Annotated in this window: 9 protein-coding genes and 2 pseudogenes; 3 read left to right on the forward strand and 8 right to left on the reverse strand. The window is 69.1% G+C overall.

Annotated features, from left to right (window positions below; genetic code table 11):
- Window positions 1-16 precede the first annotated feature (16 nt).
- The 6 genes from ruvB to F4X11_06115 form a co-directional block, all read right to left on the reverse strand.
- The gene (gene ruvB / locus F4X11_06090; GenBank protein ID MYN64586.1) at window positions 17-1,036 is read right to left on the reverse strand and encodes a Holliday junction branch migration DNA helicase RuvB; all 1,020 of its coding nucleotides are present in this window, start codon (window positions 1,034-1,036) and stop codon (window positions 17-19) included.
- A 61-nt stretch (window positions 1,037-1,097) separates the two neighbouring features.
- The gene (ruvA, locus tag F4X11_06095; protein ID MYN64587.1) at window positions 1,098-1,703 is read right to left on the reverse strand and encodes a Holliday junction branch migration protein RuvA; all 606 of its coding nucleotides are present in this window, start codon (window positions 1,701-1,703) and stop codon (window positions 1,098-1,100) included.
- On the reverse strand, window positions 1,700-2,269 hold the full coding sequence (gene ruvC / locus F4X11_06100; GenBank protein MYN64588.1) for a crossover junction endodeoxyribonuclease RuvC: 570 nt from the start codon (window positions 2,267-2,269) through the stop codon (window positions 1,700-1,702). The genes ruvA and ruvC overlap by 4 nt, the downstream gene beginning before the upstream one ends.
- Complete coding sequence (locus tag F4X11_06105; GenBank protein MYN64589.1) at window positions 2,266-3,015, reverse strand: YebC/PmpR family DNA-binding transcriptional regulator; 750 nt, start codon at window positions 3,013-3,015, stop codon at window positions 2,266-2,268. Before F4X11_06105 ends, ruvC begins: the two co-directional genes overlap by 4 nt.
- A 71-nt stretch (window positions 3,016-3,086) precedes the next feature.
- Window positions 3,087-5,588, reverse strand: coding sequence for a TonB-dependent receptor (locus F4X11_06110; protein ID MYN64590.1), 2,502 nt, complete (start codon window positions 5,586-5,588; stop codon window positions 3,087-3,089).
- A 101-nt stretch (window positions 5,589-5,689) separates the two neighbouring features.
- The gene (locus tag F4X11_06115; protein ID MYN64591.1) at window positions 5,690-6,661 is read right to left on the reverse strand and encodes a class I SAM-dependent methyltransferase; all 972 of its coding nucleotides are present in this window, start codon (window positions 6,659-6,661) and stop codon (window positions 5,690-5,692) included.
- 126 nt (window positions 6,662-6,787) lie between these two features.
- Here F4X11_06115 and F4X11_06120 point away from each other — a divergent pair, with 126 nt between their 5' ends.
- The 3 genes and pseudogenes from F4X11_06120 (at window position 6,788) to F4X11_06130 (ending at window position 11,808) form a co-directional block, all read left to right on the forward strand.
- Window positions 6,788-9,310: a pyrroloquinoline quinone-dependent dehydrogenase gene (locus tag F4X11_06120; protein MYN64592.1), complete on the forward strand. Its 2,523-nt coding sequence runs from the start codon at window positions 6,788-6,790 to the stop codon at window positions 9,308-9,310.
- Window positions 9,311-9,329: 19 nt separating this feature from the next.
- Window positions 9,330-10,994, forward strand: coding sequence for an AAA family ATPase (locus F4X11_06125; GenBank protein ID MYN64593.1), 1,665 nt, complete (start codon window positions 9,330-9,332; stop codon window positions 10,992-10,994).
- Window positions 10,995-11,051: 57 nt separating this feature from the next.
- A pseudogene (locus F4X11_06130) lies at window positions 11,052-11,808 on the forward strand (N-6 DNA methylase).
- A 32-nt stretch (window positions 11,809-11,840) separates the two neighbouring features.
- Here the strand turns inward: F4X11_06130 and F4X11_06135 are convergent.
- Both F4X11_06135 and F4X11_06140 read right to left on the reverse strand, forming a co-directional pair.
- A pseudogene (locus tag F4X11_06135) lies at window positions 11,841-12,110 on the reverse strand (hypothetical protein).
- Window positions 12,111-12,671: 561 nt separating this feature from the next.
- Window positions 12,672-13,694, reverse strand: a complete 1,023-nt coding sequence (locus tag F4X11_06140; GenBank protein MYN64594.1) for an IS110 family transposase — start codon at window positions 13,692-13,694, stop codon at window positions 12,672-12,674.

The following is a 13,694-nucleotide window of genomic DNA, read 5'->3' on the forward strand; positions in this document are numbered from 1 at the left end:
ATGCCCGCCCGCGCCGTTAGAGCAGCCGGGGGTGCCGCTCCGGGCTCGCCAGCCCGAAGTAGTCGTAGGCGCGGGCCGTCGCCATCCGCCCGCGCGGCGTCCGGTCGAGGAAGCCGGCCTGAATCAGGTACGGCTCGTAGATGTCCTCTATCGCGTCCTTCTCTTCGCTGATGGCGGCGGCGAGGCTGTTGAGTCCGACCGGGCCGCCCCCGAACTTGTCGATGATGGCATGCAGCAACCGCCGGTCCGCCTCGTCGAAGCCCTGCTCGTCGACCTCCAGCAGGGCCAGGGCGTCGCGCGCGACCTCCACCGTGATGGCGCCGTCGGCCCGCACCTCGGCGTAGTCGCGCACGCGCCGCAGCAACCGGTTGGCGACGCGCGGCGTGCCGCGCGACCGGCGGGCGATCTCCGCCGTCGCCGCCGCGTCGATGGGCACCCCGAGTATGCGCCCCGAGCGCGTCACGATCTCCACCAGATCGCGTTCGGCATAGAAGTCGAGCCGGTGCACGATTCCGAACCGGGCCCGGAGCGGCGACGTCAGGAGCCCCGCGCGGGTGGTGGCGCCTATCAGCGTGAAGCGCTGGAGCGGAACCTTCACCGAGCGTGCGCTCGGCCCCTGCCCGATGACGATGTCGAGCTCGTAGTCCTCCATCGCGGGATAGAGGATCTCCTCGATGGCGGGGCTCATGCGGTGGATCTCGTCGATGAACAGCACTTCCCGCGCCTTCAGGTTCGTCAGGATCGCCGCGAGATCGCCCGGCTTCTCCAGCACCGGTCCGGCCGTGCCCCGCACCGGCACGCCCAGCTCGTTGCCGATGACGTGGGCAAGCGTCGTCTTGCCGAGTCCGGGCGGCCCGTAGAGCAGCACGTGGTCGAGCGCCTCGCCGCGGTTGCGCGTCGCGGTGACGGCGACGGTGAGGTTCTCGCGCACGCGGTCCTGGCCGATGTAGTCGTCGAGGGAGCGCGGGCGGAGCCCGGCCTCGTACTGGGCGTCCTCCTCGGCCCGCACCGTGCTGAGAACGTGATCGGTAGTCACCGCCCGACCATTCTACGCGCCGGACGGACGCGGGGGCCGGCCGGACGGTCCGGAGATCGGGTCAACCGGCCAGCTCCCGGAGGGCCTGCCGCAGCGCCGCCTCGAAATCCCCGGGACTGCGCTTCAGGGCCGCCTCCACGGCGCGTTCCGCGGGCGGCCTCTGGTAGCCGAGGTTCAGGAGGGCCGAGATCACGTCGCCGCGCAAATCGCGCCCGTCGACCTCCGCCGCGCCGTCCGCCCCGCCCGCGTCGTCGGCCGGGGCGCCGGCCGGCAGCTTGTCCTTCAACTCCAGCGTGATGCGCTCGGCCGTCTTGCGCCCGACCCCCGGAATGCCGGTCAGGCGCGCGACGTCCGCGGTGCGGATGGCCTGCACCAGCACCGGCGGCTCGATACCCGACAGCACGGCGAGGGCGAGGCGCGGCCCCACGCCGTTGATGCCGATGAGCCGCTCGAACAGATCGCGCTCCAGGCGGGTGGCGAACCCGAAGAGCGAGAGCGCCTCCTCGCGGACGTGGGTATGGATGCGCAACGCCACCTCCGCCCCGCGGTCGCCCACCGCGTAGTAGGTGGAGAGTGGAATCTGCACGTCGTAGCCAACACCGCCCACGTCGACGACGATCCGGCCCGGCTGCTTCTCGGCCAGCTTGCCGTGGAGCCTGGCAATCATGGCCGCCGCACCGTCACGGCGTCGCCCCGCGGCCGGTATTGCCGCCACGAACGGGGTGCCCCGCCCGGCGCGGCCGGCTGCTCGTCCACTGCCCCCGGCCGGATGGAGTGCGCGTGGCAGACGGCAACGGCCAACGCATCCGTAACGTCCAGACGGGAGGGCGGCGGATCCAGACCGAGAAGCAGACCCACCATCTGCTGCACCTGCTGCTTCTCCGCCCGCCCGTAGCCGACCACGGCCCGCTTCACCTCGGCCGGCGCGTACTCCACCACGGGCAGCCCCGCCTCCGAGGCGGCCAGCATGACGACGCCGCGCACGTGGCCCAGCTTCAGCGCGCTGCGCGCGTTCCGGGCATGGAACAGGTCCTCGATGGCGACCGTCTCGGGGCGATGCTCGGCGATCAGCGCCGCCAGACCGTCGTGGATGGCGCGCAGCTTCTCGGGAAAGGCGCTCCGGACGGGCGGACTCAACGCCCCGCAGACGAGGATGCGGTGACGACCGCCCGAGGTGTCGATGCAACCGTACCCCGTGTGTGCGGAGCCGGGGTCGACCCCGAAGATTCTCACGCGAGAGAAGCCTCGATCTCCTTGGCGTCGATGTCGAAGTTCGACCAGAGGTGCTGGACGTCATCCTGCTCCTCGAGCACGTCCATCAGCTTGATCATCTGCTGGGCCGCCTTGCCCTCCACCTTGACGAGATTCTGCGGCAGCATCGCGATCTGCGCCGAGATCGGCGAGGCGCCGGCCGCGGCGACCGCCTCGCGGACGGCCTCGAAGGCATCCGGACTGCTGATGATCTCCCAGTTGTCGCCGTCCTCGCGGAAGTCGTCGGCGCCGGCGTCTATCGCCGCGGTCATCAGCGTCTCCTCGTCGACGTTCCCCTGCTCCACGACGATGTGGCCGTGCTTCTCGAACATCCACGCCACCGAGTTGGTGGTGCCCAGGTTGCCGTTGTGCTTCGAGAGCAGGTGGCGGATCTCGCCGACGGCCCGGTTGGTGTTGTCGGTCAGGCACTGGATGAGGAGCGCCGCGCCGCCCGGCCCGTAGGCCTCGTAGGTGACCTCCTCGTACGTGACGCCCGGCTCCTCGCCGGTCCCGCGCCGGATGGCGCGCTTGATGTTGTCGGCCGGCATGTTGGCGGCCTTGGCGTCGGCAATCACGGTGCGCAGGCGCGGGTTCATCGCCGCATCGCCGCCGCCGTCCCGCGCGGCGACCGTCAGTTCCTTGATGATGCGGGTGAAGAGCTTGCCGCGCCGCGCGTCCGCCACGCCTTTCTTGTGCTTGATCGAAGCCCACTTGGAATGTCCGGACATGGCCCCATTATCGCAAAACCTTCGGTCGCGGAAAACCACCGGCGGGGTCCGCGCCCGCGCCCGCACGGGGGTCAGAAGTCGATGCGGGTGCTGACGCCGAAGCTGCGCGGCGGGTTGGTCAGGTAGCCGACCCGGGCCAGGGTGCCCCGCTCCTGGTCGAGGGCCAGGAGCGCCCGTTCGTCGGTCAGGTTATCGGCGAAGAAGGCGATGTCCCAGCGGCCGTCGAGGAAGCCGACCCGCGCGTTGAGGATGTTGTAGGCCGGCAGCTCCGGATTGAACGCGAACGCGCTCTGCGTCAGCGGGCCGCCGATGAACGCCCCCGGGCGCAGGGCCGGAGACAGCGCCGTCAGGTCGACCGCGCCGAAGCCCGCGGCCTGGTCTCCCACCTGCGTGAAACGCGAGCCGACGTGCTGGAAGGTACCGCTGACGTAGCCCACCCAGCCGCCGCCGGCGAGCCAGCGCCAGGTGGCCGCCGCCGCGGTCTGGAAACGGGGGGTCGTCGGCAGGCGTCGGCCCGCCTCGATGCCCGACACCGTGTCGACCCTGCCCGCGTCGTCGGTGGACGTGATCGTCGACTGCAGCCGCGCGTCGGCGACGCTGGCCGAGACCGCGAAGTCGAAGAAGGCGGTCGGCTGCGCGGCCAGCTCCAGCTCGACCCCGGCGCTGCGCGCGTCGGGCACGTTGAAGATGATGCGCGACGAGCAGGTTCCCGCCGTCACCGTCGCCTGCAGGTTGCGGACGTCCATGTAGAACCCCGACGCGTTGAACGTGCCGCGGCCGCCGAGGAACGTCGACTTGACGCCCGCCTCGTAGTTCCACAGCGCCTCGTCCTCCCAGGTGCCGCGGTCGCCGAAGGTGGCGAGATCCTCCGGCGAGCAGATCGGCGTGTTGAGCGGATCGTTGATGCCGCCGAGGCGGAAGCCTTGCGACACCTGCGCGTTCACCTGCGTCTCCGCGCCCAGGTCGTAGCTGGCGATGATCCGCGGCGCGACTCCGGTCGCCGACGTGGTGCCCTCGCTGTCGAGCGGGTCCGCGAAGAGCCCGTCGAAGGTCTGCGTGCGCGCTTCGTCGAAGTCGTACCAGCGGAGGCCGCCGGTCAGGCTGAACCGGTCGGTGAGGGCCAGCGACGCCTCGCCGAACAGGGCGAGTTGATCGAAGTCGTAGCGCAGGTCCGAGTAGAACAGCTCCTCCGTGCCGGGCTGGCCGGCCAGCGGACGCGACCCCGACCAGACGAGGTCCGGGACCCCGGTGACGACCCGCAGGAAGTCGGAGACCGCGGCGCCGTTGATCGCCACGTAGTTCGCGGCGTAGGCGCTCTGCCCGTAGCGGCGCTCGGCCGTGCTGAAGAACGTGCCGAGGACCCAGTCGACCCGCTCGCCTTCTCCCGCGACGCGCAGCTCCTGTGTCAGCCCGCGCGCCGTGGTGAGGTCGACGAGCGGGAAGTCCAGCGTGTAGCCCGCCTCCGGAGCGCCGAACGGGCTGAACGAGACGCTGCCGCCCAGCGCCGACGCATCGCGCACGACGTCGACGTCGCGGTCGGTGAGCGAGGTGACGGACGTGAGCGCCGCGCCGCCGAGATCCAGCTCGAGGGTGAAGTCGCCCAACAGGAACGTGTCCGCGTAGGGCTCTTCGATCTGCGTGAACTGCTGCCGTTCGCCCAGGGTCACCGCGGGGCGCGTGGTCGTGAAGGGGTTGGCCAGGATGTTGTAGGCATCGATGCGGTTCCAGCCGTCCATCGCCGCGTGCTGGTAGACGAGCCGCGGCGTGAAGGAGAAGCGCTCGTTCGGCTGTACGCGCAGCGCCACGCGGGCGCCGGTCCGGCGGCCGCTGTCGACGTTCTCCTTGACGCCGAGGTCCGGCTGCACGGCGTCGATGAAGCCGCCGACGGTGGTGTTGTAGGCGGTGACGCGGGCAGCCGCGGCCGGCCCGAGAGGCACGTTGACCGCGAACTTGGCGTTGTTGCCGAGCCCGCCGCCGGTGAGCGAGCTGAAGCCGAGCTCGCCCGTTCCCTCGGTGACGCCGAGGACCGGCTGGTTCGTGATGTAGCGCACCGTGCCCGACAGCGAGCCTGAGCCGAAGAGGGTCCCCTGCGGGCCGCGCAGCACCTCGATGCGCGACATGTCGAACAGGTCGAGGTCCGGGGTGAAAAGGGACAGCGAGATGACCGACTCGTCGAGGTAGACGCCGACCTGCTCCTTGACCCCCGGCTGGTCGCGCACGATCTGGCCGGCCGAAACGCCGCGCATCGCGATCTGGCTCTGGCCGGGGCCGAGGTTCTGGACGGAGAAGCCCGCGACGTTGGCCGAGACGTCCTCGATGCTCTCCGCGCCCCGGTTGCGCAGCGCCTGTTGCGTCGGCGCGACCACCGAGAAGGGCACCGACTGCAGGTCCTCCTCGCGCTTGCGGGCGGTGACGGTAACCGTCACCTCCTCGGCGAAGTGCGGCGGCTCTCCGGCCTCCGGCTCGGCCGACGCCGCCTGCTCCGCCGGCCCGGCTCGTCCGGCGTCCTGCGCGCTCACGGTCAACGGGATGGCCAACAGCAGGGCGCCGAGCGTCCGGAATCCTCCATGCATCGCAGCCTCCGCGATCCGTTGCAGCCTCCGCGAGTATTCGTGCCCACTCTATATGAAGGCGGGCTGCGGCGAGCGGCGAGCGGCGGGCGGCGGGCCCGGCGTCAGCGGCGGCGGGCCACGATCACCCACACGCTCGCGTCCGGCGACCACTCCTCGCCCGCGTAGTCGCCCAGGACCGCGTCGACGCGGAAGCCCGCCTGCTCGAGCCGCTCGGCAACCTGCGGCACCGTCAACGTGCGGAAGGCGAGCGAGAAGCGGTGCACGGTGCGCCGACTACCGTGCCACTCGACGAACTCCTGGTCGAAGACGGTCAGTGCGTGCTCGCGCACCTGGCGCACCGACTCGATCAACGTGACGCGACGACCGCCGCTCAGCGGCCCGCGCAACCCCACCCGGCGGTGATACTCCTGCCAGCGCGGCAGCTCCGGAACGAGATCGATGCCGAGGGTGCCGCCGCGCGGCAGCACGCCGGCCGCCGACTCCAGCGTCGCGGTCAGGTCCTCGTCCGAGAGCAGCGTCTGCAACATGCCGTAGGGCGCCATCACCAGCCGGCAGCGCCAGCGGCGGCGGAACGGCAGGGCGCGAATGTCGCCGCGCACGATCGCCGTTCTCGCGGTCAGGCGGGCCCGGCGGAGACGCGACCGCAGCCGGCGCAGCATCGGGGCGGAGCGGTCGATCCCGACGAAGCGGGGCGCCACGCGCGCCACCGGCACCGACAGGCGGCCGGTGCCGCAACCGAGCTCCAGCACCGGACCCTCCGCCCGGCGCGCCAGGTCCGTCCAGAACCGGACGTCGCGGCGGCCGATCGTGCGCCGGTTCTCCCAGTCGTAGAACGGGGCGTAGGCGTCCCAGCCGTCCCAGCCGGCGGCGCTGCTGTCGGAGGTCATCGCGGGCGACCCGTAGTATAGGAAGAGCGCTCGGAGCTTGCGCCGCAGGAGCCGCGCCGGCGAACTCCCGCCGCGACCGCAAGGCCGCGCTCGCTGCCAGAGGAGATGACGGTGGTGCCGCTGGCTCGCAATCGAGTGGAGGACGTCGAGCGATCCCGCCATAATAGGGGACCGCATGCCGCTCATCCCCGCGTGGGCGCCGAACCTGCACCCGCTGGTCGTGCACTTCCCGATCGCGTTGCTGTTCGCGGCAGGCGCCGTCGATGCGGCCGGCCTCGTGGCGCCAGGTCGGAGACTGCGGGACACCGCGACATGGCTCTACGTCGGGGGCGCGGCAACCGCCGTGTTCACGTATTTCACGGGGTACACCGCGGCGCAGGCGGGAGCGTTCTCTCCCGAGGTCGGGTTGCTCGTGGACGCGCACGCCGGCCGGGCGTTCGCGGCAACGTGGCTCTTCGCGTTCTTCGCGTCGCTGCGGCTCGCCATGTCGTACATTCTCCAGCCGCGGCGGGCGTTGCGGATCGGCGCCTTCGCGGTCGCGCTGGTCGGGCTCGGCGCGCTCGTTCAGACCGCGCTGCTCGGGGCGCGGCTGGTCTTCGAGCACGGAATCGGGGTGCAGACGGTAGCCGTCGCGGAGTCGACGGGACGAACGGAAAGAGCGCCGGCGCAGCCGGTGGAAAGAGCGGAAAGAGAGGATCCGGAATGAGGTCGCTGCTGATTACGTCGCTCGCCGCGCTGGTTACGTCGTTCGTCACGGCGATTGGAACCGGCGACGCCTTCGCACAGGAGCAGACGTCGGAGGGGCCGTGGCAGACCTACGGCACCGAGAACGGCGAATGGCGCAGCTACGCCGGCGACATCGCCGGCACCAAGTACTCGCCGCTCGACCAGATCGACGCCGGCAACTTCAGCGACCTGGAGATCGCCTGGGAGTGGACGTCGATCGACAACTTCGTCAGCCGCAGCACCCCCGGCGGCGGCGAGTGGTCGGCGCCGCTCGACGTCATCGTCGACTCGCTGGTCGAGGAGACCCCGAACCTCTACCGCAGCAGCCAGCCGCCGAACCCCTCGCGCCTCCAGGTGACCCCGCTGATGATCGACGGCGTGCTGTACTTCAACACGCCGCTGTCGCAGGGAGTCGCCGTGGACGCGACGACCGGCGAGACGCTCTGGATCTTCAACCCGAAGGGCTACGAGGAAGGGACCCCGTCGATGAGCGGGCCCTGGACGCAGCGCGGGGTCGCCTACTGGACCGACGGCGAAGGGGACGAGCGGATCTTCTGGGGCACCGGCAACGGCTACGTCGTCTGCGTCAAGGCGAAGACCGGGCAGCCCTGCCCCGACTTCGGCCCCAACGGCGGCGGCATGGTCGACGCGATGGTCGGCATCCCGCGCGTGGAGCGCGAGGCGCGCGACTACCTCAACGCGCTGCTCTACTCCATCAACTCGCCGCCCATCGTCGTGCGCGACAAGGTGATCCACGGCTCGCAGATCGCCGACCGGCGCATCACGCGGGAAGCACCCCCGGGGTGGGTGCGGGCCTGGGACGTCCGCACCGGCGAGCACGCCTGGGACTTCCACACCGTGCCGAACAGCGCCGACGAGTTCGGCGTGGACACCTGGCTCAACGACTCGTGGCGCTATTCCGGCAACGCCAACGTCTGGTCGATGCTCGCCGGCGACAACGAGCTGGGCTACGTCTACCTGCCGACCGGCACCACCACGAACGACTACTACGGCGCCGACCGGCCGGGCGACAACCTCTTCTCGGAAACGATCATCGCCGTCGACGTCGAGACGGGCCAGCGGATGTGGCACTTCCAGGCGGTCCACCACGGCCTGTGGGACTACGACTTCCCCACCCACCCGAACCTGGTCGACGTGGTGGTCGACGGCCGCCCGATCCAGGCGCTGGTGCAGGTGAGCAAGCAGGCGTTCGTCTACGCCTTCGACCGGGTGACCGGGGAGCCGATCTGGCCCATCGAGGAGCGTCCGGTGCCGCAGGCGACCAACATGCCGGGCGAGGTCCCGTCGCCCACGCAGCCGTTCCCGACGAAGCCGGCCCCGTTCGACTACCAGGGGGTCACCATCGACGACCTCGTGGACTTCACGCCGGAGCTGCGCGAGATGGCGATAGAGGTGGTGAGCAACTACCAGATCGGGCCGCTGTTCACGCCGCCCGGACGGCCCATCAACGGCGGCACGCAGGGCACGCTGATGCGCCCGCCCGACTTCGGCGCGGCCGGCTGGGCCGGCGCCGCGGTCGACCCCGAAACGGGGATGCTCTACATCCCGTCGCGCAACATCGCGGTCGCCATCCCGCTCTACACGCCCGACCCGGACCTCGGCGCCACGATGCTCTACACGCACGGCGCCCCGGAAGAACGGCGGCTGCGCCAGATCCGCGAAGGACAGTCGTACCAGGCGCGGATGCCGCAGGGCCTGCCGCTGCTCAAGCCGCCCTACTCGCGCATTACGGCCATCGACATGAACACCGGCGAGCACGCCTGGATGGTGCCCCTCGGCAACGGCGACCGCATCCGCAACCATCCCCGCCTGCGCCACCTGAACCTGCCGCCGCTCGGCGACGGCACCATCGGCGGGCCGCTGCTGACGAAGACCCTGCTCATCAGCACCGTCCCGACCGCCGGCAGCCAGGGAGGACCGGGCCTCGTGGCCTGGGACAAGCAGACCGGCGAGGTCCGCGGCGCGGTCGACCTGCCCGCCGGCACCATCGGCACGCCGATGACGTATATGGTGGACGGCCGGCAGTACATCGCCGTCAGCATCGGCGGCGGGCCACGGGTCGTGGCGTTCGCGCTGCCGGCGGACTGAAGCGGCAGACCGAGATTCGATGAACGTCACCAGGCTGCGCCTCGAGAACTTCAAGCGCTTCACCGACCTGACCATCGACCTGTCGCCGTTTGCCGGCGCGCCGAAGCTGGTGCTGCTGATCGGGGCGAACGGCAGCGGCAAGTCGTCGGTGTTCGACGCGTTCGAGTACCTGTCCGCGGGGCACAAGGAGTCGTCTTCCGGACTCGACCTTGGAGAATTGCTGGGCAGGAAACGGAAGAGCGGCCTGGAGTACTCGCGCTACCTCAAGAAGGACCCCAGCACCGATGTGTCCGTCTCGTGCTCTTTCGGCGGCAACTTCGAGGTCCGTCGATCCAACGATACGCCGGCGACCACCTCGCCGCCGGATTGGGACCTGAAGTCTGCATTCTACGGTCGAAGCTCGTTACGAACGATTCCCGAACTGCGCGGCGGGCGCAGGACCGCCGGCCCCATCGGCGCCGACCGGGACCGCCCGCGACGCTACATCGATCAGGACACGCGGTTCGAGACCGACGTCTCGGAAATGACGAGACGCATCCATGACGAGGTCTGGGGATCGCAGTTCGATTCGGACCGGCTCAAGGCGCAGTTCGTCGACCCGCTCAACGACGCGCTCACGCGGATCTTCGCCAGTGCCTCTCCGACACGGTTGCAACTGACGCGGATAAGCCCGGCGCTGGAAGATCGCCCGCCGGACATCCGTTTCAGAAAGGGAACGTCCGAGATCCACTACGACCTGCTCAGCAGCGGCGAGAAGGAGGTGTTCAACATTCTTCTCAACCTGTTCACCCGCCGCGAGCACTTCACAAGCACGATCTACTTCATCGACGAGCTCGACGTGCATCTGCACACGCGGCTCCAGCACGCGCTGATCCGGGAGGTCGTCGAGCACTGGATTCCGGACTATTCGCAGCTCTGGACGGCCAGCCATTCGCTCGGCTTCATCGAGTACGCCGGCGATGCCGCGGACGCCGCCATCATCGACTTCGACGACCTCGACTTCGACCGCCCGCGGGTGCTGACGCCGGCCCCGAAATCTGCGGCGATCTTCGACATCGCGGTGCCCAGGGATTCCGCGCTGAAGGTCTTTCCGAACAAGACGCTGATCGTCTGCGAGAACCAGGACGCGCTGTTCTACAACGCGATCGAGCTTCCCGGCCTGCTGTTCGTCGGAGCACGCGACAAGAACGCGGTCGGGCTGCAGACTCGAGCGCATGCCGAGTTCCGCGGGCTGATCGACCGCGACTTCCTCGGTGCGAACGAAATCGCGGAGTTGCGCCGCGAACAACCGGACCTCTTCGTGCTCGGCTACTACTCGATTGAAAGCTATCTGTTCCACCCGCGGAACCTGGTGGAGGCGTCGCCCCCGGAATTCGACGAAACCGAGTATCGGCGGTTGCTCCGGGAGCGCATGGCCGGCATCCGCGACCACCTGCTGATGACGTTGGAACGAAGCCAGAACAGCTACGAGGTCATCAAGACGCTGCCCCAGGAAACGAAGACGCGCGCCATGCAGGAGATCGCGGCCGCGACGGCGTCCGACGACTTCGAGACGTTCTACCCATTTCTCGACATGAAGAACCAGCGCCCCGGCGACTATCTGGCGCCTTTCAACCTGCAGCGCCTCGATCTCGCCCGCACGGACTGGATGCGGAACGCCATCGCCGCCGTCCTCGCGGCGTAGCGAGCAGCCGCCGGTTTCCGTCTCCGACCTGCGCGGCGATACGATCCCACATCCCCGATGCCCGCGAGTCCGCTGACGCTACAGGAGCTGAAGTCCAACCTCTGGAACTGCGCCCAGATCCTGCGCGGCAGCGCCATCGACCGGACGGACTGGAAAGGCTACACCCGCCCGCTGCTGTCCTTCAAGCGGATCAGCGCCGTCTGGGACGAAGAGACAGCCGAGGCCCGAAAGACGTACGGCGACGTCGATCTGGAGCGCTCTCCCGAGCTGCACCGCTTCACGCTGCCGGACGGCTGCCACTGGCGCGACGTCCGCGAGACGCCAGCCAGCGTCCGCGCCGCGTGGCGCGTGCCGGGTCGTAGATCCTGTCGGCGAGGAGAAAGAACGTCACCACGTCCTCCATCGCGCGCATGAGCCTCGTGCTGCACGGCGTCGAGGACTTCCGGATCGCAGAACGACACGCTCCGGAACCCGGCGTTCACCGACCCGTCCGGCGCGCTGGCGACGTTCGACTGCGTCATCGCCAATCCGCCGCTCTCGCTCAAGGCGTGGGGCCGCGAGGTGGGAAGCCGAACCGTGGGGCCGCCCGGCGTTCGGCCTCCCGCCGACCACCTACGGCGACTACGCCTGGGTTCAGCATATGGTGGCGTCGATGCCGGCGGACTCGGGTCGGATGGCGGTGGTGCTGCCGCAGGGCGCGTTGTTCCGCAAGGGCGCGGAGCGCCGCATCCGCCCGGCGCTGCTGGAGCAGGATCTCGTCGAGGCAGTGATCGGGCTCGCACCCAGTATCTTCTACGGCCAGGAAGAGAACTAACCAGCAGCACCAGCAGCACGCATCTCCTCGAGTTACATGAAGAACCGGAACTGATAAGGCGTAGTGCCCAAACTGGACATCCGCTTGACAACCCGCGCAAGGACCTTTGCGTAAGCCATGGTAACGGGCAACGGATCGTATAGCGAATCGTTGTTCCAGTTCATCTTGGAAAGGCCAAGCACGGAGCGGACCGTTTCGTCCCACGGCCCATGTCCGGCATGCCGCACCAAGCGTACCGGCCTGGGGGTACTTCGAGAGCCTTGGAAATAGGAACGATCTGTGATTCCCTGCACATCACCATGCGTGTGTGGACGCCTCCGAAAATGCAAGCCTTTCCTGAAGTCTCTCCTCCTGGCTCAGTCTGCTCCTGTGGCTCTCCGCGACAACGGAGCGGCCCTGCGGCGCCGCGATTGTTCCCGTGGAACGAGGGCCAGCCTCCTGGCTGGCCCGCAAGGGCTTCCTGCACGGTCGGCCGCGGCTGTCACCCGTAGGGCCGCAGCAGAGCGGAGGAGTCGCGCAGCGGCTTGACAGTCGCGACCGACCGTGCGCGAGGTAAACGCCTCCGAGCGCAGCGAGGGCCGAAGCCCGTTCTCCCTCGTCTCGGGAAGTTGCATTCCGTCAGATCCGTCAGATGGTCCGCAGCATGCGGTCAGGTGCTGTCGTGTGTCCGGCCTCATTGCTTGCGGCATATCACGCGCCGCGGGCCCGTATGGAGATACGCGGGTCGAGTCCAAAATCGTCCAAGTGTGCTCGAAGGCACTGCCGCAAACACTGGTTTTCCCGACCCCGTCTCGTTGACCGTTTGCCCTTACCATCTTCCGACCTACTCGCATTCCCGACGTCGCCGGACCGGCTCTTGCCTCTCAAGCGGTCGGCAGCGGCGCGCGGTAGTACTCGTTCTTCGTCATCAGCGCCCAGGCGATGCGCGCCCTTCGGTTCGCCAACGCCACGGCGACCAGCATGCGCGGCTTGCGAGCCAGCATCCGGGCCAGCCACGGGTCCTTCGTGCCGCGCCGCGCCGCCCAGCCGACTGTCGCCATCGCGCCGACGACCAACAGCCGCCGGAGATCGCGCTGACCCATCTTCGATATCCTCCCCAGCTTCGGCTTCCCGCCGGTCGAGCTCTGCCGGGGAACCAAGCCCAGCCAGGCTGCGAAGTCCCGGCCGCGCCGGAAGCTCTCCAGCGGCGGTGCGAAGGCCTGGATCGCCATCGCGCATAGCGGCCCGATTCCCGGGACACTCATCAGCCGCACCGTCCGTTCGTCTTCGCGCGCCCGCTCACGCAGGTCCCTCTCCAGCTCCGCGATCTTCTCGTTGAGCTCGGCGATCTGAACGAACAACAGCGCGCCCAGCTCCCGAACTGGGCCCGGGAGTGGCGAATCGGCATCTTCAATCGCCTCCACCAGCCGCTTCACGTGCGCAGGCCCCTGCGGCGCGACGACGCCGAACTCCGCGAAGTGTCCCCGAAACGCGTTGATCGTCTGCGTGCGCTGGCGAACCAGCAGATCGCGCGTGCGGAACAGCATGCCTTGGGACTGCTGCTCCCGCGTCTTTACCGCCACGAAGCGCATCGTCGGCCGCGAGGCCGCCTCGCAGATCGCCTCGGCGTCGGTCGCGTCATTCTTCTGCCGTTTGACGAACGGCTTCACGTAGATCGGCGGGACCAGCTTCACCTCATGACCGAGCTTCCCGAACTCTCGGCCCCAGTGGTGCGAGCTCGCACAGGCCTCCATCGCTACGATGCATCGCGGCTGCGACGCCACGAAGCCCAGCACGTTGTCGCGGTTCAGCTTCTTGCGGAACGCAACCGACCCATCCGCACGTGCGCCGTGCAACTGAAAACTCCGCTTCGCCAGATCGATGCCGATGATGGTAGCGTGCTCCAT

The organism is Acidobacteriota bacterium, assembly GCA_009861545.1.
Lineage (GTDB): Bacteria > Acidobacteriota > Vicinamibacteria > Vicinamibacterales > UBA8438 > WTFV01.

Bases quoted from the DNA above. Each gene is read 5' to 3' on its own strand.
- ruvA (MYN64587.1), bottom strand. From the start codon at position 1,703: ATGATTGCCAGGCTCCACGGCAAGCTGGCCGAGAAGCAGCCGGGCCGG.
- F4X11_06105 (MYN64589.1), bottom strand. From the start codon at position 3,015: ATGTCCGGACATTCCAAGTGGGCTTCGATCAAGCACAAGAAAGGCGTG.
- F4X11_06110 (MYN64590.1), bottom strand. From the start codon at position 5,588: ATGCATGGAGGATTCCGGACGCTCGGCGCCCTGCTGTTGGCCATCCCG.
- F4X11_06115 (MYN64591.1), bottom strand. From the start codon at position 6,661: ATGAGCGGCATGCGGTCCCCTATTATGGCGGGATCGCTCGACGTCCTC.
- F4X11_06120 (MYN64592.1), top strand. From the start codon at position 6,788: ATGGCTCTACGTCGGGGGCGCGGCAACCGCCGTGTTCACGTATTTCAC.
- F4X11_06125 (MYN64593.1), top strand. From the start codon at position 9,330: ATGAACGTCACCAGGCTGCGCCTCGAGAACTTCAAGCGCTTCACCGAC.
- F4X11_06140 (MYN64594.1), bottom strand. From the start codon at position 13,694: ATGGAGCACGCTACCATCATCGGCATCGATCTGGCGAAGCGGAGTTTT.